Genomic DNA, 20,640 nt, shown 5'->3' on the forward strand with positions numbered 1-20,640 from the left:
GATTCGTAGTCCTTTAAAACCCCTTTTTATACTTTTGTATATCATTGTAAAACCCTTGACATTGTTATATGGTTCGCTTATTCTATTTGTATCGGTTCGTGCGAAACAGTATGCAATAGTACCCCTATTGTGTCACTTTTGTCACCCCTTAAACCGGATCAAGGAGGCCGAAAAATGGCGATCAACATTAGATGTCAAAAGTGCAAGACAGATTGTAAGCTCGGTTCAAAGAAATGTTCCAGTTGTGGGAGTCCCTTCCCAAAAAATAAAAAGTACCGGGTCATTGTCCGAGCAAACGGGAAAAGGATCATACGGACAGTCAACAACCTTGAACTTGCACGGGATATTGAAGGCAAGCTTCAAGGGGATATTGTCCGGGGTGAGTTTGATATTGAAAAGCCAAAGTCTGCAATCACATTGCAGGAGGTATGGGAAAAATATCTACCCTGGGTAAAAGTTAATAAAAAAACATGGCTGAACGATCAATACCATTACAACCACCACCTTAAACCTGTTTTTGCTGACAACCCCCTTGACACCATATCCCCATTCGATATTGAAAAATTCATGGTCACGATGAAAAAAGGGAAAAGCAAGAGGGGCAAACCATATGCAGCAGCAACCATTAAACATCAAGTGGTGTTACTCACCAGGCTTTATTCTGTGGCTGAACAGTGGGGCCTGTACTCTGGTGACAACCCCTGCAAAAAAGTAAAAAAGCCAAAGCTCAACAACCAGGTAACAGAGTTCTTGACTGACGATGAATTGAACAGCCTTCTTGATGTCCTGGAGAAGTGGCACAACAAAATGTCAGCCGGGTTTATTCTGTTTTGCCTGCATACCGGGCTAAGGCGTGGGGAACTGTTCAAACTCACCTGGGAAAACGTGGACCTTACCCGGCAAAGCATGGTTTTGAAAGATCCCAAAGGAAAGCTTGATCAGACCTTACCCCTATCTGACAAGGCCGTTGAAGTCTTGAACAGCCTACCAAAGGATTATAAAACCCAATGGATATTTTACGGGAAAGATGGAAAGCAAAGGACAGACTTTAAAGGTCCCTGGGATAGGATCAAGGTTGCAGCAGGATTGCCCAAAGATTTTAGACTCCACGGGTTACGGCATCATTTTGCAAGTGCCCTTGTGAGTGCAGGAGTCGATCTTTACACAGTTCAAAAACTTCTCTGTCACAAGGATGCAGCCATGACACAGCGTTACGCTCACCTTGCAGATAAAACACTTAGAGATGCCGTCAATTTATCGGATAGCCTACTTGAAAAAAAGGAAGTTGCTCAGGTGGTTAACATGGAGGCTTTTAAAAATGCCAAGTAAAGATTTTAATAGAATGATAGAACTCGGAGAGTGGTTAGAAAAGTTTTTAAATCCTGATATTAAATCCTGGGATTATCAGAAATTAGCAAAAAAATTCATAAAAATGTATGGGGTTGATCTACCTCTTTCTGAAAATGACACAACCTTACAAGTTTTGGAGCTTTTTGATCGTGCTGATACACAAAAAAAAAATGAGTATATTAAAAGTTTTGAAAATCTATCTTCATTCGCATACTCAGTAATGAAAACCCTTTCTGTCAAATTAGAGGGTAATTTTGAATCTCTTTATAAATTACAAAGTAATGAAGGTCAAGAAATACTATCTGCAATAAGAGAAACCATGACTTATGATAAAGAATATTTTGATATAGATGATTATATTGATTGGATTATGTATGCTCAGAAACAAGCATCAAATGCTTTTTTAATAAAACCAATTATAAAAGATTCTTTTCAGCGGATTGTTGAAGGTATTAGTAGACCATGGGATCTTACATTGTCTGAGCTGTATCATTCAGAAGTAAAAGAACATTATGTTTCTTTTAAACCTGATAGGTGGGTTTTTCTTCTAAAAGGATATAACGGATTAACCGACCAATTAAGAATATTTCCTGATAAAATAAAAATAACACCAACCTGTCACAACCACGATTATCATTTGTCTTACCCTGGCGGAGAGATAAAAACAAAATGGCCTTCAACTTTTCCATGGGATGTGGCCGTTGTCCGTGTTTTTTTTGATTTCCTTTTTTTAGGTGGTCAAGATTATTTTCTGTTCTGCGAGTATTGCGGCCGATTCACGGTTATCAGGCGCAAGGGCCGGAAAAAGTATTGTTCTGATATTTGCCGGACAACCCACGGGCGTGAAAAACGGGCAGAATGACTCCCTCCCCCATCCTATCCATTAGAGGTTGTTTGTTTTTATCGTAACAAACAGCCTTTTTCTTTTTAAAGAAATCGCACCAGAACCCCTCCTTTTAAACTTGTTTCGCTAAAATATATTTGTTCGGTAGTTGCCGAACTTCTATAATATGCCGCAATAGTTAGTCTATTCTCTTGACTCGGTGTCTATCGAAACATATAATTACAGATAATCAAGTAAAACCCCAAAGCAGGAGAAATCAATGAATCTTGTAGAAGTCAAAAAAGCCGCAGATGCCGGACAACTCCCCGTATCAGTTCACACGATTTACAAATGGAATTGCAAGAAAACCCATCCGGCTTTAGTGCTTAAAATCGCCGGGAAACTCTTCTTTGACAATGATGAATGGTTGAAGATGGCAGAACGGGCAAGGGATGCACAGGTCAAAGAAGCAAAACGGATTTATGCCGCATCGTGAAGCCAACGACCCCACCAGTGGAACCGGCGGTATTTAAGTTGAGGCAGCAGGTGAAAAAAAAGGCCCGAAACCTGAACGGGGAGACGGGCCAAAGGGTGGAACTAAAAAGATGATTCAAGATACCATAAGTAGCGAAAATTGCAATAGCTTTTTCTTTAAAGATTCGGTTCTGGAAGCGTTGCAGCAGGCAGGTAAACATTTTGGATGCAAAGGAAAAATGGTCCTTGCATCCTACGGGCAGAATCCGCAGACCGGGGAGAATCTTCCTCCAAAGGTTGAACATTTCTCTACCACAAGTAACGGTGATATCCTTTTAAAAATCGTAAACGATTTAAGTCGGGAAACTCACAGAAACGTTTATGTGCCTCTTTGCTCATTTAGGGAGGATCTACCGCCGGGTAAAAAAGGTGGTGAGGCTGATATCTCAACCGTTTTCGGTCTTGTGGCTGACCTTGACGATGATCAGGCCCATAAATGGCCGGAGAGATTACCCTTTCAACCCACATACGTACTTGAAACCTCCAAAGATCGATTCCAGGCCGGTTATATCTTCACAGATGGTGTTGCACCGGATGCCGCAAAACCCGTTGCGGTCATGCTCCAAGAATACAGTGGTTGCGATTTTGGTACAAAAGACCTTTCGCACGTCTGGCGGATACCTGGAACCCTGAACTATCCCAACAAGAAAAAAGTTGATGCTGGGCGCTCCCCTGAACCACAGTTCGTTACATTTGCCAAACCTATTGGTGATAGTGTCGATTTTGAAGAACTTAAAAATATTCTGGAACAATGGCATTCACAGAAGATTGAAAGGCAACGAAAGAGCCAGGAAAAGCACCAGAAACCAAAGAACGGGACAAAACCTTTCCAGTTTGATGGAGACATAAACCACCTGCCCGTTAAACCCGGAACCAAGGATTTTATTCTGTCAGGAGCACCAGTGGGTCAGCGCAGCGAGGCAATACAAACCGTGCTGAATGCCTTGGTTTATTCAAATTTAGATGACGGACAGATATTTTCCATATTCAACTCCTATCCCATCGGGGAAAAATACAGTGGGCAGAAATCCCCAGTACAATGGTTACAGCCACAGATTAAAAAGGCTCGTTCCTATGTGACCGAAAAAGCAACAGCCGAAAGGACAACTGGAAAAGAGACAATCCAAGAGCCTTGGGGTGATATCGTTTCCATTGAAGATAGGGAACCATCAAAATTTGATCCATCTTCTTTTCCTGGGGTTGTTGGAGAGATGGCCAGGGCGATATCAGAGGAGACGGAAACTCCTTTTGAAATGTCAGCCGGGTTGATTCTCTCGGTTTTAGCCACAGCCTGCCAGGGTCGTTTTATGATCGAAGTGAAAGAGGGATACCGAGAACCGTTAAACCTTTGGGTTGTGGTTGCCCTTGAACCGGCAAACCGTAAAAGCTCAACTTTAACTGCCTGCACAAGACCGTTGACAAGGTGGGAAAATGAGAAACGTATCACCATGGAACCTGAAATCAGCCATGCCAAGGTGGTTAGATCCCTTCAGGAGTCAAGGCTAAAATCGTTGCGGGCAAAATATGGAAAGGCCAAGCCTGGTAAGCTCGATGAAATTCAAGAGGAGATTTTTACTCTTGAGAATGAGCTTGAACCTATCCCGGTAGCACCACAAATTTGGAGTCAGGACGTGACCCCAGAACACCTGGGAACGCTGATGGGCATAAATAATGAACGAATGACTGTTTTGTCAGCAGAGGGTGGAATTTTTGACATTCTTGGGGGGCGCTATTCCAACGGTATCCCCAACCTTGATTTATTCCTACAAGGCCATGCAGGGGACCCTGTACGGGTGGACCGGGGAAGTAGAGAACCCGTAAATCTTGAAAATCCTTGTTTGTCTTTGGGTCTTTCACCACAGCCAGACGTTTTAAAAGGCATGGCAAGCAAGCCAGGCTTTAGAGGCCGAGGGTTATTGGCAAGGCCATTGTATCTCTTACCGCAGTCAAACCTTGGATATCGAACCCTTGATACTGTTCCGATACCAAAAGATTTGGACTCACAGTATGAACGGGTGGTTCATAGTCTTTTGGATATTACTTCCCCTGAAAATGAAAGGGGGGAATCCTGCCCATATATTTTGAAACTGTCACATGGTGCTTACAAGGAGTGGTCTGCCTTCTATCATGTGACCGAGGAAGGATTAAGGGATGGTGGGCAATTTGAATTCATACGGGGGTGGGCCGGGAAACTGCCAGGGGCTGCAGCGAGGATTGCCGGGTTACTCCATTGTGCCGAAAATATAGATCAGCCATGGACTAAACAAGTTTCTTTGGAAACCATGCAAAGCGCCCTTGATATTGCGGCGGTCTTTTCAAATCATGCCCTTATTGCCTTTGATCTTATGGGGGCAGACGAAGGCATGGATAAAGCCCGTAAGGTTTGGTGCTGGATACGGCGCAAGGGTTTCAGTTCCTTCAAAAAACGGGACTGCTTCGACGCCCTTAAAGGGACTTTCCCCAGAATGGCAGATATTGAAGATCCGGTGAAAATACTTACAGAACGAAATTACATAAGACCACAGATTAAAGAAACTGGGGGCAGGCCTTCAATAATATGTCACGTCAATCCAATTTTTATGAAGGAAGGGTAACGATGGGATGGCGAGAGACTTTAAAGGTTGAACCGAAAAATAAAAATTCATTCTCTATCCGCAAAAGGAGCAATAGTAGCAAAAGCCCTATTCTAAAAGATCAAAAAATACCTTTTGCTACTTTTGCGGATATTGCGGATAGGATCGAGACCTCGAAAGGAACAATTTCTAAAATGCCAAAATGCCTTCATGGTCTCCCATGCCGGTTCATCCTTGTGAAGGATCACCGGCAAATATGCAGCAGGAACCAGCAGCCTATCTTTGACCTGGATGCCTGCCCCATCGGGAAATGGTTCTCTATCAAACACACTGGGGGAGGCAGCCAATGAACGAGCTTGAATTGATAATAAATCCGGATTGCCGGGTTGCGGCATTGATGCTGATGCCAATGGCCGGGATGATTTTTTATTGCCTGGAGAGGATCCGGGGAATTTTAAAGGGATAAAACAAACCGGCCGGAAAAGGGTTGCACCCCTTGACCGGCCATGTACCACAAAAAAAAGATGAGGTAATCATAATGCAGATCATACCAATTGACAACAAAAATTTAGTCCGGGCCTATCGGAACAAGGTATTAACCGATTCTCTACTTGTGGCTGAAAAGTTCCGCAAAAAGCACAAGAACGTCATTCAGAAAATCGAGGATTTGATGATTATTGACGATTACAACGGGCTGAATTTTCAGCCGGTTGAATACACGGATTTGAAGGGGGAAAACAGAAAAATGTATCAAATGGACAGAAAATCTTTTGCTGTCCTTGCTATGGGTTTCACCGGCAAGAAGGCGCTCCAATGGAAGATAAAGTTTGTTGGTGCGTTTGAGGCCATGGAAGAAATCCTGATGCGCCACAAGAATCTTGAATGGCAGCACGATCGCCAGACCGGAAAGGCTAAGCGCCTGGAATTGACAAGCTCCATACAGAAAGTGGTGGATCTTGCCAGGGGTCAAGGCAGCAGCAATGCAGACAGATATTATACAGCCTTTACCAAGCTGATTTATGGGCAGGTGTTCAACCTGAAAAATGTTCCTGATAATTTCCGGGATATATTGGACGAACGAGCGCTCCGAAAGCTCCGCTTAATCGAGGAACATGCCGCTTTGCTGCTTGATGAGACGGTCAAGGGTGTCAACGATTACCATGAGCCGTATCAGGTTTTAAAACGTAAGTTAACAGCGCTCCTTGATGTGGTGGGGCGGTTGTCTTTGGATGTGTCAGCATGAGCAAAGCCAGCGTCTACTTGAATGAGGGGATCAGGGCGGCATGAAAACCAGGGGCACCAGTAAAAAAGGCACAAGAAACGTATGGTGTCCCAATTATTCCAATTGCCTGGATGATTGCCTATCAGCCGGGAAAGGCGGTTTTTCCTGCCATGGGTGTGAGTATCAAGATGATTATTCCGGGGCACCACAAGACCAGGCCGAGCTTGCCGAGGATTGCCGGGGGTGCATGGCTCTTTTGTTGGCGGCTTACCAGGATTTGAAACCGAGTCAGGCACGCAGCCGGGCAAGTGGGTTGTGATACCAAACAAACCCCATGGGACGTCACCTTTTGTCACCTTTGGAATACCAACAAATGCCAACTTAGAATGAATAAAGGAGATCAATGAAATTTACACATGAACAGCTTTTAGAACGGGAATTTTGTGGAGCAAAGACCAGGGCCGGGACTCCATGCAAACGGCGGGATATTTATGAGAATGGCCGTTGACCGCTCCACGGGGGCCTGAGTACAGGACCAAAAACACCGAAAGGAAAGGCCAAGGCAGCCTTGAATGGATTCAGGAAGCTAACCCCATGCGAGGACCGGAAAACTCCAGTTTTAACTCCTATTGAATCAAATGGGGTTTCACAAGGAGGTGAGGCTATGGGTTAACACGGACCCCATGGGAACCTCCCAAAACCTCACTTTGTAGAGAAAAAAACGGGAAAGATTCAGGACAAAAAATAAGGAAGAAATAAGGTGTCTGGGGGATTTTTTGATGGGGAATATGCAGACCAAAAAGGTGAAGGAAAAGTGGAGTCCTGAAGGGGTATTGAAAACAAAAGGATTGTCCAAACTCCAACGGGCTATCCTGGGCCTTGCCGGGAACGGGCCGAGGGATTATTTCCAACTCACAACCCGGGAGATAATGATCAAGCTTTTTGACTGGATGCCTGCCAGGACACCGGATTATTCAGGTGGTCAGTCCTTTGATGTCCGAATGATCGGGCGTAAGGAGTATAGGAAACGGATGGTATCGGTTTCAAGATCCTTAGGGCGGCTATGCCACCGGGGATTGATGAAAAGGTGTTTGGGCTCCGGGCACTGGTTGACCGAAGCGGGCCGGGAGTATGTTGATTGTGATAACGGTTGATTTTAAGCCTCCATAAAAGGGGGTGGTGATTTTCCGGGTCCCTTTTCGAGATAACTCCAAGCACAGTTACGAGCAGCACAACCTTTGCCTGCCTGTGGTTGTTTCTTTATCACTTCCGAATACCGTTATAGACCGGAGGTGGTCATTCTTTCTCCGCAGTTGAAAAGCATTTAGGTTTCTCTTGACGACCTCAATTTAAATTAGTAACTCCATTAAGAGCAAATATCCAAAACTTCACAAATGGAAATTAGACATAAACGACACGAACCTGAGGTTGTGGTCGAGTCAGAACGGCTTAGGTTGTTTGTGGATAGGGTTGTTTAGATGTGGCGGAGTCTTGAGGGATGATTAAAAGGAGATTAATTATGACTTGGGTTTGTCCTGAATGTGGGGAAGAAAACAAAGACGAACTAGTCCGATGTATTTGTGGTTATGAAGAGCCACATACCAAAGAAAAAACTTCTATCGTTCATAAAATTCTTCAAATAGCCTTTTTTATTATTCTTTTTAAATTAATGCAAACAATTTTATCTAAATTTGTTTCATGGCTATAATTTGGAATTGCTTCTGAATAATAAAATTTTTTGCCGGTCTTATTGATCCGATCGACAGCGACACGACTTACGTCCACGAACTGGTAATCACGGGTAGCATTACGACAGCGTTCAAAACGCTTTGGCGGGTGTTGAGGAAAAGGGGGAGATAAGGCGTGGAAACATACGTAACAATAATAACTCTTGGAGCGGTTGCGCTATTTCTGTGCACACAACGATGGTTCTGGGATCTCGCAACAATAGTGGGTTTTATAGCGAGTATCTTCGCTATGCTTGCAAGCATTATTCATTTCCAGATTTTGTGGGCTTTGGGATTTTTGGCACTCGCAGCTGGCTGTATTGTTTTAGCATTTGCGAGCGAAAAACTGCCTCTGATATAAAAAATTACAGATTATCCCCTTGACGCCCCTCAAGTAAGATGTACCGGCAGCAGAACAACTCAATGCCGGGTGAAGTGGCAAAACCGACCCCACAGGATACCTGTGGTTTGAGTTTCAGCCCTCCCCTTATATGGTGTGGTATTAATCCGAGCTTAACCCCATCAAACAATCAGGCCGCTTTCCCTTTGCCGGGGAGGTGGCTTTTTATTTATATCTCCCCAAATCTGGGGAGACCCTTTTGCTACTTTTGCGGATATTGCGGATAAGGTTTCAGTTTTTATTTTTTTACCCGTTCACAGAAACATAGTGGGTAGATCACAACGAGTATGTGGGTGTGGTTTTGGGAAAGAGGATCTTTTCTGTTTGGTGATTGCGGGGTGGTTATTCTGGAGCAACATTGCCCTAAAGTGTCACTTTTGTCACCCCCAACAAAAAAGGTTTTCAGCCAAAAAACTGAAAACCCTTGCTGTTAATGGTGCGCCTGGCGAGATTCGAACTCACGACCTCCTGATTCGTAGTCAGATACTCTATCCAGCTGAGCTACAGGCGCCCAAAAACCTTTAGACAATACATATATAAATTTAAAATGTCAATTAAAAGTTGAAACTATTTGACCTCAAGGCCAAAACATGGATATAGAGTGATAAATGAATGATCTGTTTTATATGAAAATTGCCCTTGAAGAGGCTGAAAAAGCGGCCCGGATGGATGAGGTTCCCGTGGGCGCTGTGCTGGTGGATGGGACAGGTAGAATCCTTGCCAGAACGCACAACCAGCCGATAACCCTTTGTGATCCAACGGCCCATGCAGAGATGCTGGCCCTTCGCATGGGGGGTGAAAAAACGGGAAACTACCGATTGCCCGGGGCAACCCTTTATTCCACCATAGAGCCCTGTGTCATGTGCATGGGCGCAATCATTCATGCAAGGTTGTCAAGAATTGTTTACGGTGCCTGTGACCCCAAGTGGGGAGCGGCCGGTTCACTGTATAATTTTGCCTTTGATGCCAGACTTAACCACACCCTTGAGATTGTTCCTGGTGTGTGTAAAGATGAAGCAACGGAAATCATCAGAGGTTTTTTTAGAAACAAAAGGAGTTAAAAGTGCCAAACATAGTTGTTGTAGGAACCCAGTGGGGTGATGAGGGAAAGGGCAAGATTGTCGATCTTTTAAGCGGTTATGCCGATTACGTGGTGAGATTCCAGGGCGGGAACAACGCCGGACACACCATGGTGGTTGATGGCAATGAGATCATAAGTCATCTTGTGCCATCTGGAATCATCCAGAACAAGGTGTGTTTCATCGGCAACGGTGTTGTGGTTGATCCTCTGGTTCTGCTTGAAGAGATTGATTACCTTGACTCAAGGGGAATTGATGTCTCCCCGGAAAGGATCAAGATCAGCGACAGGGCACACATGATCATGCCCTACCACAAATCCATTGATCAGGCCCGTGAGCTGAAGAAGGGGGATGCAAAGATAGGCACAACCGGACGGGGTATCGGTCCCTGCTATGAGGACAAGGCCACCCGGCGGGGAATTCGGTTTGCAGATCTTCTTGATGAGGCTCTTTTTGCTGAAAAAGTTACGACCATCATGGAGGAGAAGAACTTTTACCTTAAAAACTATTTTAAAACTGACACCCTTGATCCTGGGGCTGTTATCAAAGAGTTCATGGGACTCAGGGATCGACTTCTGCCCTATATCTCAGACGTGTCTGTGGCTTTAAATAAGGGTATGGACCAGGGAAAACAGGTGTTGTTTGAAGGAGCCCAGGGGACGCACCTTGATATTGAACACGGGACTTATCCCTTTGTCACCTCCTCCAGCACCGTTGCCGCCAATGCCGCCTGTGGCTCAGGCGTTGGACCAGGTAAACTCGACCATGTCATGGGTATTGTCAAAGCCTACACCACCCGTGTTGGAAGCGGTCCTTTCCCGACCGAGCTTTTTGATGAGATTGGAGACAGGCTTCAGAAAAAAGGAGCAGAGTTCGGCGCCACCACCGGCAGACGAAGGCGATGCGGCTGGCTTGATATGGTGATGCTTAAAAATGCAGCACGACTGAACGGCCTGACTGGACTTGTTATTACAAAGCTGGATGTCCTTGACGGCCTTGAAGAGATCAAGATCTGCACAGGATACGAACACAAGGGAAAGGTCTATGATGCATTCCCACCGGCCATCAAGACCCTTGAGGAGTGCACTCCCGTCTATGAAAGCCATCCGGGATGGACGGAAAATATTTCAAAGATCAAGGATTACGAGGATTTTCCAGAAAACACCAAAAAATATCTGGATCGAATTAAAGAACTGTCCGGGGTGGATATTAAAATTGTTTCTGTCGGCCCAGGAAGAGAGGCAACCATCGTGCTTGATAATCTATTTTGTTGACATTGAGTTAAAAAAGATCTATTAACCCTTTTTAGTTCAGCTGTCGGGATGTGGCTCAGCCTGGTAGAGCACAGCGTTCGGGACGCTGGGGTCGGAGGTTCAAATCCTCTCATCCCGACCAGCTTAAACAAAGGCTTCCAGCCGTTTCTAAAACTTCCAGAATAGAAAAGATTGGTCACTTGAGTGACCCAGAAAAACTTGACAAGGAAACGGTTCCTATTTTGATCATCAAATTCTTCCTGTTATAGTTGGTTTTAAATAATCAGCTTTGATGGATTCCATTGAATCTGTTAAAGCTGTCTTTTTTTCTGAAGTTCCTCAAAATTTGCAGCGTAAAAATCAGCGCTGCCATTCAGATCCATAAATTCACCACGGAATAGATTCCACCCAGGATTGTATTTAATAGTCGCATTGTAATCGGTTATTTTTGAATGATTGTTCAAAAAAATATTGTAAATTATAAGAATGATGTGTAACCTGAATATTGTAAACTGTAGTTGGCTGGATATGCAAGACGCCGGGCATGGGACTGTAATTCGCCTGCTGCATATGCCTGGTAATGCAGCAGATCCGGTCAAATAGCGCTTCCGCAGGGTTTTTAGCTTTGAAATCAGGTCTATTTAGGTGCGTGGTAAGTTTGGAAGCGATAGTTATAACTATTTGATATAACAATATATCAGTTCAAAAACAAAAACAGGAATGCAACTTTCAGGTGTAATGTGTGTTCACAGGGTTACGATATGGTGGAAGGATTTGAAATGGATATTGATGAAGCCAAAAAACTCGTTAACAAGATTGCCGACCTTGAAAAGCAGTTAAAAGAGTTACAGGTTCAAAGCCAGAAGCAAATTGATGAAAGCCTTTCAAAATATCGAAGAGTCATAAATTCCACATCGGAAGGGTACCTGGAGCTTGACCTGGATTTTAAAATTGTTGACTTCAATATCACAATCTTGAAATTGCTCGGCAAAGACGAGCCCATGTTGTTAAACCACTCAATTGAAAAGCTTTATGAAAAGAGTAATATCTTTGTTCATTTTGCCAACCGGAATCATTTAAGCTTTGAAGCAACCTTTTTTACTGGAAATGGAGAAAAAATTCCTTTGCTTTTAAAGCGCAGTATTATGCATGATAACAAGGGAAAACCATGCGGGTACCTTGTCTTACTGACCGAATTGACTGAATTGAAAAAAGCACAGGAAAACCTGCAGCAAGCAGAGGCCCGTTACCGGATCATGTATAAGAATGCGATCCAGGGAATGTACCAGTGCGCCCTTGACGGATGTTTCCTAAGCGTCAATCCTGCTCTGGCCAAAATCTTTGGATTTGAAAATACCCATGAACTTCTTCACCGCCCCGGAGGAGTGGCAAGCCTCTATAAAAACAAAAAAGACCGCCAACCTTTGTTGGAGGCTTTACAAAAGTATCATATTGTAAAAAATTATGAAGTAGAGATGCAAAGAGATGATGGCAGACCGGTCTGGGCGCTTATCAATGCACGGCTGGCTGAAGATTCTCAAGGACTTTCTTTTATTGAAGGTATTCTCATTGATAATACTGAAAAGAGGATTGCCGAGGAAAAAATTCGTCAGAGCCGGGAGAGATTCAGGCATCTTGCCGACCACGACAATTTAACCAACCTTTTTAATACCCGATACCTCTATAGTGCCCTTGATCGACTTATTGAAGAGAGCAATAGAACCCTAAAGCCCTTTTCTCTGGTTTTCCTTGATATGGATAATTTTAAACATGTGGTCGACACACATGGCCACTTAAACGGCAGCCAGGCCTTGAAAGAGGTTAGCACAACCCTTGGGGAGGGGTTGAACACACCGGCTTTCGGGGTGGCCTATGGTGGAGATGAATTTGTGCTTGTCCTGCCGGATACTGGAAAAGAAGGCGCCTTAAAGCAGATTCAGGAAATTCGAAAGCGTATGAAACAAACGATTTACTTGAAAGACAAGGGTCTTGAGGTGCGTATGTCAGCAAGCTTTGGTATTGCAACATATCCAGAAGACTCCGATGACCGTGAAGGTCTGCTTGCCCTGGCGGATGAAGCCATGTTCAGGGTAAAAAACCGGGGAAAGGACGCAGTTGGTTTGACATCCGCCTGTGGCTCACAGGGGTGCGGCCCAATACTTTAAGACTTCTGGGTAAGCAAGAGAGAATCGAAAACAGGGGGAGACAGGGGATTCTACAAAACGTGTAGAACCAGCAGATGTGGGTGCAGGACTCAAATCCCTTGCAAAACAATTAAAAAGGAAGCACACAAATGACGACAAAAAACAAGCTGACCATACTATGGACCAATGACAATGTAATTACTGCAGAAAAAATGGTGTTTATGTATGGACTAAATGCAAAGAAAAAGGGTTGGTGGGATGAAGTCACCATCATCATCTGGGGCGCCACAGTAAAACTGGTCAGTGAAAACAAACTGATTCAGGACCTCATTCAAGAGGCCAAACTTGAAGGGGTGCATGTCACTGCCTGTAAAGCGTGTACGGATCAGCTCGGTGCCACGGAAATACTGGAAGGACTTGATATTGAAGTCATTTACCAGGGCCTCCCATTAACTCAACTTCTTAAAGATGGCGAGAGGTTAATCTCAATATAGACCGGCATGGCCGGAGCGAGGTATTTGCTCTCGGCCACAACGAAATTTGAAATGCCCTCACTGGCTATGTTTTGGTGGGCGTTTCATATAACTGGCACGGCCGGGGCGAGGTATTTGCTTTCGGCCACAACGAATATAGAAACTCGACAGCAGAGGTGGACGGGAACGGGTATTGCCCGCAGCGGATTAAACGGCAGCGGTCAGCATGGACGCTGAAGGAGCTGCCGTTTCCCTCGGAGCAGCCCAGGACGGGCTGCGAGAATGAGCGGAGGGTTATACCCGTTCCCGTCTACCGGTCAGACGAGTGTTTCATATAAACGGCCATGTCGGCCTGCCGACACAACGAAGCATGAAACACGATAATACCGGGCAGGCGATAGTACCATTCCGCTCTCTTTGGTTACCCTGACCGGAACGGTAAACGTCGGGGGAATTTCTGCCCTTCCAGACTAAAGCGCAGGAACTGCGGGCTAAAGTCCTCAAACAGCCTGCGCTTCTTAACGCCTGGAAGGGCAAAAATCCTAACCCCTTTGGTTTACAATGTTCCAGTCAGGGAAACCAAAGAGGGCTCTAAAGTCGAGACTTTCACAATGATGTTTCGACAAGAGTTTCTTATAAAACCGGCACGGCCGGAGCGAGGTATGGCTCCGGCCTCAACGAATTTTGAAACACCTTCATTGACAATGCTTTGGCAAGTGTTTCATATAAAAAACATCTGGCAGGCATTTATTTTGAGCGGTTCACCGGAAATGGGGCAATATATGACGGCCAACAACAGCATAAAAGTACGATTCATTTCATGTGGTATTTTTCAACCTGAACTGGAACAGGTCCTGGGTCAGATCCAGGCGGACCATCTGTTTAACTGTGTTTTTGAGGTCAGATATCTTAAGGCCGGGCTCCATTCTGACTTGGATGCCCTTAAAAAAGAGATGGTCAATTCCCTGAACCTGGATGGGGATGAACGGACAATTTTTCTATATGGCTCAAAATGTCATCCTGAGCTTGATGCCATTCTGGACAGGTATCCGGTAGTCCGGTTTAACCAGGACAATTGTATCCCGCTGCTTACCGGAGAAAATACATATGGTAAAAATGCTAAGACATTTTTTCTTACCACCGGATGGATTCTGAAATGGAAAGAGATTTTCGACTCCATAACGGGCCTGGACGAATCGGCTGTCCGGCAAAGTTTTGGATTGTGTGACCGGGTAATCTTTAAAAATACCAATATCCAGGACATTTCCGAGGAAGCATTGCTGGAGCTTTTTGAATATACAGGCTGTCCCATTGAAATTGAAGATATCGGCCTGGATCTGTTCAAGAAGAATATCATTGGTGCCCTGGAGCAGGTTCTAAACCAGTGCAGGGCATGAATTCATTTGCTTGTCTTTCAGCTCACATACAGCGTTGCATCAAAGAGCGCAGAGTAAATCAAGCCGAGTTACGGCTGGCATTAATATTGCCATACAATGACCGCCTGACAATTTTTTCATAATCCCCAGAATAGCCAGACTTTTGCTCAATCATCTGGAGGGCATACTGCTGGATGATCAGCAGTGGTAAAACAATCTGTTCCCTGATTTCAATCGATCTTTTTGACACAGGCTCTTCTTCCATGAGCGTGCTTTGATCCGAGATAAGAAGAACCATTTGTTTTGATAAGGTATATTCGTTGAATAAGAGTGTCCAGAATTCTTTATAGTTTGGATCCTCGGCAATATATCCGGTCAAGGCAAAATTGCATTTTGACAATGACATCATGCTGTTGAATATCAATGCTTTGAAAAAGGGGACATCCTTGAATAATTGTCTTAATTCATTCAGTCTGCCGTCATCCACAAATGCTTTTAAGGACGTTCCAATACCAAAGTACCCTGGCACATTCTGCTTTAACTGGCTCCATGATCCAACAAAGGGGATGGCCCTTAAATCTTTTAATTCCAGTTTTCCCTTGCTCGTTCTTCGGGTCGGTCTGCTTCCGATATTTGTTTCTCCGTAATATTTCAGGGTACTTTTGTTTTCCAGATAGGGAATGAACATCTTGTGATTTTTAAGGGCGGTATATTTTTCAAAGCTTAACCGGGCCAATGTGTCCAGGGTCTGTCTTGATTGGTTGGATATGGCGTTTCGCTGTTCATACAGGCTGTTTGACAACCCGGCGGTGAGAAGTTGCTCGCAATTGTGCATAAAATGGGCTTTTGATCCGTAGTGACTGGTGATGGTCTGGCCTTGAATGGTTAACTGGATGGCATGATTTGAAATTTTCTGGCTTTGTGATGCATAGAAACGATGTGTCTTCCCGCCGCCCCGGGCTGGTGGTCCCCCCCTGCCGTCAAAAAAAATCGCCTTAACATTGTTGTGATCACAGACCGCTGATAAATGTTCTTTTGTTTTAAAGATCGACCAGTTGGCCTGGAGATACCCCCCATCCTTTGTGCCGTCTGAAAATCCCAGCATCATCGTCTGTCTGTTCCGGCGCTGACTGACGTGGGATCGATATTCCGGAATATCAAACAGTTCCTGCATGATTGTTCCTGCGTGTACCATTCCTTCCATGGACTCGAACAGGGGGACGATATCAACAGCTATTTTCCCGGAATCCCGGCAACACCACCTGAACAGCCCATGGACAAAGAGTACCGAAAAAATGTCTTCCGAATTACTGATAATATACCTGTTGCACCCCTTTTCCCCGTTTTTCATCTGGATGGCCGCAATTTGCGAAATGATTTGAACGGTGTCCTTGACGATTTTATCCTGGAACTGATCCGCTTCAACAAGAAAATTTTCATGGACAAGGATCGAAATCAGTTCGTTTTTTTCAAGTTCATCCAGACTCTCTTCAATCCGGTTTTTTTGTTTGAGAATTTCTTGAATCGCCTGTTTATGGACAGCATGATTCTGCCTGATATCCAGTATGGCAAAATGGGTTCGAAACAGCTTTACCCGGTCAATGAGTTTGTCCAGGTCTTCCAGGTATAATCCATTAAATGTGCTGACCAGAGCATCTCTGATCGTGTAAAGGGGGGTTATGATATCCTCAAAGGTGAGTGTCTTTGTTGGATCGAACATGGTGTCATGAACACAGGTTTTGAGCGTTGTTATAATATCGTCCACACCCCTGAACGTCAGCTTTCGTTCAAGCCCTTCAATCTCCCGGTAATAGCACCCCATCAAGGTCATGCGTAGTTCATCGGCCACAGCCATGGTTATTTCAGAGGTAACAAAGGGATTGCCGTCCCTGTCACCGCCCGGCCAGAATCCCAGCTGGATGATCTCTGGATTGTCAAAAACAGAGTTCTGGACGTTTCGTTTTATGTAGGAATACATCTCACCAACGGCATCGTAGTAAACGCTCTTGAGAAAGTAGATGATATTTTTTGCCTCATCACATGGCGTTGGTTTCCGGGCGTTTATTAACGAAGTCATTCCCAGTTGCTGTAATGCGAGATCTATTTCGTTGATGTTGTTGGCGGCAATGAGTGTTCGCAGGTTGTCAATAATATCAAGTACTGAAGGTGAATAGAACTGGGTTGGATGGGCAGTGAATACAATCCTGATACTGAAGGTGTCTAGCTTGTCTGACAAAACACCCCTTTTTCTTTTGTTGTCTGACAGGTGTATGTAATCCTTGAGTGACAGCTCGTTGCCGTGGGTTCGCAGCTGGGCAAAGGCTGAATCTTCTACGCTGTCGTAAAGAACGACCTGCCTTTCCACATACTGGATCACCCGGAACATGAAATCAATTTTTTCTCGTTCCGATTGAATTTTGGTATGGTCGCTGAAAAAGGAATTCAATATTTCCAGTGGGGCCTTGCCTGATTCAAGATCGTTCCTGCAGACATGGAGCAGCAATGGAATAAGCATTCCGATATTGCTGATTTTCTGAAAGGGCAGGTTCAGGAACAGGCTGTTGTATACATAAAATTTGTTTTTTACCGATTTTTCAAAGGCTTGTATTCTTCGGGGTTTGTTCATCGTCATTGATCTCCACCATGGCCACCTTGTGGGGTGCCAGTTGAATCGTTTCAAACGGCATCTCTATTCCAGCGGCAGTTAATGCGTTGAATACTTTTTCCCTCAAGTCAAAACGCTTTTGCACGTGCAGACGTTCATCCGCAAGCCATACGCGCAGTTCCAATGCAACATTATAATCGTTGAGACTTTTGACCACCATGGCTGGCAATGGGTTTGCCATGAAATCCGTATCCTGTTGCACCAGATCGATCAGGATCTGGCGTACGCGGTTCAGGTCTTCTGTAACCGCTACAGTCACATCAATATCAAGGCGCAGATGGGGAAAATTTGTATAGGAAACAACGGTTTTGGTCATCACTTCGGTGTTGGGCACAGCCAGCATTTTTCCATCATTGGTAATAATCCGGGTGGAACGCAGGGTTATCCGATCAACCCGGCCGTAGTTGTTATCTATTTCCACCAGGTCATCAATGGTGAACGGTCGGTCGATAAAAATCAGGATGCCTGAAATAATATTGGACAGTGTATCCCGGGCCGCAAACCCGATGGTCAGGCCGACAACGCCCAATGAGGTCAGAACAGCCGTGGTCTGAATGCCGGCAGCGCTCAATGCGGCCAATACCCCAAGGACCAGGATGCCGAATTTCACCAGTGTCTCAACAAAAGCTGCTGAAGTTCGGTCGAGGTATCGCTTCCAGCGGGGCAAGACCAGGCCGTTTACGAACCGCCAGATCAGGTAGAATACCGCCATGATAATGGCTGCAAGACTCAGGTCAACAATGAGTTCCGCCAGGGGCGGGCCAAGTCTTTCTGGACTGAAATATTCCCTGAGGCGGAAGATAAGACTGTCGATCAATTGGTTCATGATGTTTGGCTCCGATTTGCAGCAGGTCAGTGGGCGTACTCCGTCAACCTGGAGTATGGCAGTAACGGTCCTTGATGTCCAATTATAATTATCGCAGATTGTTTCCGGCATATTAAGCGGGTGAAGGGACTGTCTGGCAGGTGCTCACAATACGCCTGGCCGAGTCCTTGTCCATGGATAATCATGGACATTCCCGGGATAAATGTCTATAAATAGAATCGTAACGACTGATCTTTCTGTGATTCCTCATAATGAGCAGGGGTATGGTTTATGACAGAATCGTTTGTTTCACTGATGACATGGCTGGGAATCGTTTTCTGCATCAGCCAGTCAGCAATGTTTTCCGGGATGAATCTGGCCCTCTTTAGCGTGGGGAGACTGCGGCTGGAGATTGAAGCCTTGACTGGCAACACCCAGGCGGCAAAGCTGCTGAAAATACGCGAGGATTCCAATTTTATTCTGACCACGGTTTTGTGGGGAAATGTGGGAATCAACGTGCTGCTGACACTGTTGTCCAATTCCGTTCTGGCGGGCGTCAGTGCGTTTCTTTTCTCAACGATGTTGATTACCTTTGCCGGAGAAATTTTGCCCCAGGCCTATTTTTCCAGGAATGCCCTCAAGATGGTATCACTTCTTTTTCCTGTTCTCAGATTTTATCAATATGCCCTGTATCCGGTTACGAAATCGTCTGCAAAATTTCTGGACTGGTGGCTTGGGCCAGAGAGTATTCAATATTTTAGAGAGTATAACATACGAGAGTTGATCAAAATGCACATTGAGGCGGATGGGGCAGATATTGACAGGATTGAAGGGCTGGGAGCCTTGAATTTTCTGGACATAGACGATCTTCTGGTTACCCAGGAAGGCGAACCCCTGGACCTCAAGAGTATGGTGGAGCTGCCCTGTGAAAATGGCAGGCTGATTTTTCCAGAATTCAAACAGGAATCGTCGGATCTGTTTCTCCGGCAGATTGAACGGTCCGGGAAAAAGTGGGTGGTTCTGGTCGACAAGGAAAGGCTGCCCCAGCTCGTACTGGACGCCGACAGTTTCCTCCGTCACGCTTTTTTCATGGTGTCGCCTCCAGACCCCCTATGCTATTGTCACCGCCCCATCGTGATCCATGATGCTTCAACGGAGATTGGGACGATTCTTAATCAGTTCAAGGTTCACAGCAAAAATCCAGATGATAATGTCATTGAACAGGACATTATCCTGCTGTGGGGGGCATCCAAGCGGATCATTACAGGTGCCGATATCCTTGGGAGACTCATGCAGGGAATCAGCATTAAACATACAGCAACAGGTGTAAAACATGCAGCAACGGGTATGGAGGGGCAGCATTGAACCGAGTCGGAAAAAAACTGGCAACCTATCTGTCCCAGCCACTGGAGATGGACAGACATGTTGCAACCAGCAGATACGAGGATCTGGCAGCAACCATAAAAAAGGGGGATATCCTCCTGGTTGAGGGCAACAGCCGTATCAGTACGGCCATAAAATACCTGACACAGTCAACATGGTCCCATGCTGCCCTTTGCCAGGGAGAGGGTCTCGGTCATGCCCGGATTAATCCGAAAGAGCCTTTCCTGGTTGAGGCGGATCTCAAAGAAGGAGTCAGGGCCGTGCCTTTGTCGTTTTATTCACGATTTCATACCCGTATCTGCAGGCCTGTGGGGCTTGTGGAAAAAGATATTGACACCGTGGTTGACTATGCTGTCAGCCGTATCGGCAATACCTACGATCTTAAAAATGTTTTTGATCTGGCAAGGTATCTTATCCAGTCACCTCCTGTACCCCAGCGATGGCGGCGAAAACTGCTGTCACTGGGCAGTGGAGATCCCACCAAGGCAATTTGTTCGTCAATGATTGCCCAGGCATTTCAGTCAGTTCACTATCCGATTCTGCCTGAGGTATTAATGAAAAATTCCCAGGAAATGGCATGCAGGCGGTGCTACAGGGAGATTCTCCATATAAAACATTACAGCCTGTTTATGCCAAGGGATTTTGATGCCTCTCCTTACTTTGAGATTATTAAGCCAACCCTGGTGAGGGGGTTTAACCCCTACGAAATTGAATGGTCGGTCCAGGATGGCACGCTTGAGGCGAATATTCAGTCGTTGACCTAGGACAGGTTCATATTGAACAACCGTTGATTGTAAAATAATTTGAAATAATTCCGCCGAGGAGACCACTGT

At 45.2% G+C, this 20,640-nt stretch carries 18 protein-coding genes and 2 tRNA genes; 17 read left to right on the forward strand and 3 right to left on the reverse strand.

Translation table 11 applies throughout. From position 1 onward, the window contains the following. Window positions 1-174: 174 nt before the first annotated feature. The 9 genes from HRM2_RS08620 to HRM2_RS08670 all read left to right on the forward strand — a co-directional run bounded on the left by HRM2_RS08620 (window position 175) and on the right by HRM2_RS08670 (window position 8,590). Window positions 175-1,329 carry a tyrosine-type recombinase/integrase gene (locus tag HRM2_RS08620; RefSeq protein ID WP_015903625.1) on the forward strand — a complete coding sequence of 385 codons (1,155 nt, stop codon included), beginning with the start codon at window positions 175-177 and terminating at the stop codon, window positions 1,327-1,329. After that, window positions 1,319-2,212, forward strand: coding sequence for a hypothetical protein (locus HRM2_RS08625; protein ID WP_015903626.1), 894 nt, complete (start codon window positions 1,319-1,321; stop codon window positions 2,210-2,212). Before HRM2_RS08620 ends, HRM2_RS08625 begins: the two co-directional genes overlap by 11 nt. 241 nt (window positions 2,213-2,453) lie before the next feature. Beyond that, the gene (locus HRM2_RS08630) at window positions 2,454-2,669 is read left to right on the forward strand and encodes a hypothetical protein (RefSeq protein WP_015903627.1); all 216 of its coding nucleotides are present in this window, start codon (window positions 2,454-2,456) and stop codon (window positions 2,667-2,669) included. Between the two features lie 217 nt (window positions 2,670-2,886). Next, entirely contained in the window at window positions 2,887-5,301 is a 2,415-nt protein-coding gene (locus tag HRM2_RS28305) for a DUF3987 domain-containing protein (RefSeq protein ID WP_408605354.1), read from the forward strand. A gap of 517 nt (window positions 5,302-5,818) precedes the next feature. Next, entirely contained in the window at window positions 5,819-6,523 is a 705-nt protein-coding gene (locus HRM2_RS25090) for a Rha family transcriptional regulator (protein ID WP_015903630.1), read from the forward strand. Window positions 6,524-6,563: 40 nt separating this feature from the next. Then, the gene (locus tag HRM2_RS08650; protein WP_041273156.1) at window positions 6,564-6,821 is read left to right on the forward strand and encodes a hypothetical protein; all 258 of its coding nucleotides are present in this window, start codon (window positions 6,564-6,566) and stop codon (window positions 6,819-6,821) included. 460 nt (window positions 6,822-7,281) lie between these two features. After that, a complete protein-coding gene (locus HRM2_RS08660; RefSeq protein WP_015903631.1) occupies window positions 7,282-7,656 on the forward strand; it encodes a hypothetical protein in 375 nt (124 codons plus the stop codon). 365 nt (window positions 7,657-8,021) lie between these two features. After that, complete coding sequence (locus HRM2_RS08665; protein WP_041273157.1) at window positions 8,022-8,210, forward strand: hypothetical protein; 189 nt, start codon at window positions 8,022-8,024, stop codon at window positions 8,208-8,210. A 155-nt stretch (window positions 8,211-8,365) separates the two neighbouring features. Next, window positions 8,366-8,590 carry a hypothetical protein gene (locus HRM2_RS08670; protein ID WP_041273158.1) on the forward strand — a complete coding sequence of 75 codons (225 nt, stop codon included), beginning with the start codon at window positions 8,366-8,368 and terminating at the stop codon, window positions 8,588-8,590. A 473-nt stretch (window positions 8,591-9,063) separates the two neighbouring features. Here the strand turns inward: HRM2_RS08670 and HRM2_RS08675 are convergent. Further along, a tRNA-Arg gene (locus HRM2_RS08675) sits at window positions 9,064-9,140 on the reverse strand. Between the two features lie 97 nt (window positions 9,141-9,237). Between HRM2_RS08675 and tadA the strand changes: the two genes are divergently transcribed. From tadA to HRM2_RS08705, 6 genes are all read left to right on the forward strand, one after another. Beyond that, a complete protein-coding gene (gene tadA / locus HRM2_RS08680; RefSeq protein WP_015903633.1) occupies window positions 9,238-9,690 on the forward strand; it encodes a tRNA adenosine(34) deaminase TadA in 453 nt (150 codons plus the stop codon). Window positions 9,691-9,692: 2 nt separating this feature from the next. Then, entirely contained in the window at window positions 9,693-10,982 is a 1,290-nt protein-coding gene (locus HRM2_RS08685) for an adenylosuccinate synthase (protein ID WP_015903634.1), read from the forward strand. 44 nt (window positions 10,983-11,026) lie between these two features. Then, window positions 11,027-11,103, forward strand: a tRNA-Pro gene (locus HRM2_RS08690). A 637-nt stretch (window positions 11,104-11,740) separates the two neighbouring features. Then, window positions 11,741-13,126, forward strand: coding sequence for a sensor domain-containing diguanylate cyclase (locus HRM2_RS08695; RefSeq protein WP_187149348.1), 1,386 nt, complete (start codon window positions 11,741-11,743; stop codon window positions 13,124-13,126). Between the two features lie 128 nt (window positions 13,127-13,254). Further along, entirely contained in the window at window positions 13,255-13,599 is a 345-nt protein-coding gene (locus HRM2_RS08700) for a DsrE family protein (RefSeq protein WP_015903637.1), read from the forward strand. Between the two features lie 683 nt (window positions 13,600-14,282). After that, on the forward strand, window positions 14,283-14,975 hold the full coding sequence (locus tag HRM2_RS08705; protein WP_232364232.1) for a DUF1638 domain-containing protein: 693 nt from the start codon (window positions 14,283-14,285) through the stop codon (window positions 14,973-14,975). A gap of 58 nt (window positions 14,976-15,033) precedes the next feature. Here HRM2_RS08705 and HRM2_RS08710 read toward each other — a convergent pair whose 3' ends face one another. Both HRM2_RS08710 and HRM2_RS08715 read right to left on the reverse strand, forming a co-directional pair. Then, complete coding sequence (locus tag HRM2_RS08710; protein ID WP_041273159.1) at window positions 15,034-17,580, reverse strand: phosphoenolpyruvate carboxylase; 2,547 nt, start codon at window positions 17,578-17,580, stop codon at window positions 15,034-15,036. Beyond that, window positions 17,549-18,445: a mechanosensitive ion channel family protein gene (locus HRM2_RS08715; RefSeq protein ID WP_015903640.1), complete on the reverse strand. Its 897-nt coding sequence runs from the start codon at window positions 18,443-18,445 to the stop codon at window positions 17,549-17,551. The genes HRM2_RS08710 and HRM2_RS08715 overlap by 32 nt, the downstream gene beginning before the upstream one ends. A gap of 270 nt (window positions 18,446-18,715) precedes the next feature. On the opposite strand from HRM2_RS08715, the gene HRM2_RS08720 reads away from it, so the two are divergent. Both HRM2_RS08720 and HRM2_RS08725 read left to right on the forward strand, forming a co-directional pair. Beyond that, window positions 18,716-19,789, forward strand: coding sequence for a DUF21 domain-containing protein (locus HRM2_RS08720; RefSeq protein ID WP_015903641.1), 1,074 nt, complete (start codon window positions 18,716-18,718; stop codon window positions 19,787-19,789). After that, a complete protein-coding gene (locus HRM2_RS08725) occupies window positions 19,786-20,571 on the forward strand; it encodes a YiiX/YebB-like N1pC/P60 family cysteine hydrolase (RefSeq protein ID WP_015903642.1) in 786 nt (261 codons plus the stop codon). The genes HRM2_RS08720 and HRM2_RS08725 overlap by 4 nt, the downstream gene beginning before the upstream one ends. Window positions 20,572-20,640: the final 69 nt, after the last annotated feature.

The sequence above is a fragment of the Desulforapulum autotrophicum HRM2 genome (assembly GCF_000020365.1).
GTDB lineage: Bacteria > Desulfobacterota > Desulfobacteria > Desulfobacterales > Desulfobacteraceae > Desulforapulum > Desulforapulum autotrophicum.

Coding starts and splice junctions, on each gene's coding strand:
- HRM2_RS25090 (WP_015903630.1), top strand. CDS start 5,819: ATGCAGATCATACCAATTGACAACAAAAATTTAGTCCGGGCCTATCGG.
- HRM2_RS08695 (WP_187149348.1), top strand. CDS start 11,741: ATGGATATTGATGAAGCCAAAAAACTCGTTAACAAGATTGCCGACCTT.
- HRM2_RS08660 (WP_015903631.1), top strand. CDS start 7,282: ATGGGGAATATGCAGACCAAAAAGGTGAAGGAAAAGTGGAGTCCTGAA.
- HRM2_RS08620 (WP_015903625.1), top strand. CDS start 175: ATGGCGATCAACATTAGATGTCAAAAGTGCAAGACAGATTGTAAGCTC.
- HRM2_RS08625 (WP_015903626.1), top strand. CDS start 1,319: ATGCCAAGTAAAGATTTTAATAGAATGATAGAACTCGGAGAGTGGTTA.
- HRM2_RS08630 (WP_015903627.1), top strand. CDS start 2,454: ATGAATCTTGTAGAAGTCAAAAAAGCCGCAGATGCCGGACAACTCCCC.
- HRM2_RS08715 (WP_015903640.1), bottom strand. CDS start 18,445: ATGAACCAATTGATCGACAGTCTTATCTTCCGCCTCAGGGAATATTTC.
- HRM2_RS08710 (WP_041273159.1), bottom strand. CDS start 17,580: ATGAACAAACCCCGAAGAATACAAGCCTTTGAAAAATCGGTAAAAAAC.
- HRM2_RS08700 (WP_015903637.1), top strand. CDS start 13,255: ATGACGACAAAAAACAAGCTGACCATACTATGGACCAATGACAATGTA.
- HRM2_RS08650 (WP_041273156.1), top strand. CDS start 6,564: ATGAAAACCAGGGGCACCAGTAAAAAAGGCACAAGAAACGTATGGTGT.
- HRM2_RS08705 (WP_232364232.1), top strand. CDS start 14,283: ATGCTTTGGCAAGTGTTTCATATAAAAAACATCTGGCAGGCATTTATT.
- HRM2_RS08720 (WP_015903641.1), top strand. CDS start 18,716: ATGACAGAATCGTTTGTTTCACTGATGACATGGCTGGGAATCGTTTTC.
- tadA (WP_015903633.1), top strand. CDS start 9,238: ATGAATGATCTGTTTTATATGAAAATTGCCCTTGAAGAGGCTGAAAAA.
- HRM2_RS28305 (WP_408605354.1), top strand. CDS start 2,887: ATGGTCCTTGCATCCTACGGGCAGAATCCGCAGACCGGGGAGAATCTT.
- HRM2_RS08665 (WP_041273157.1), top strand. CDS start 8,022: ATGACTTGGGTTTGTCCTGAATGTGGGGAAGAAAACAAAGACGAACTA.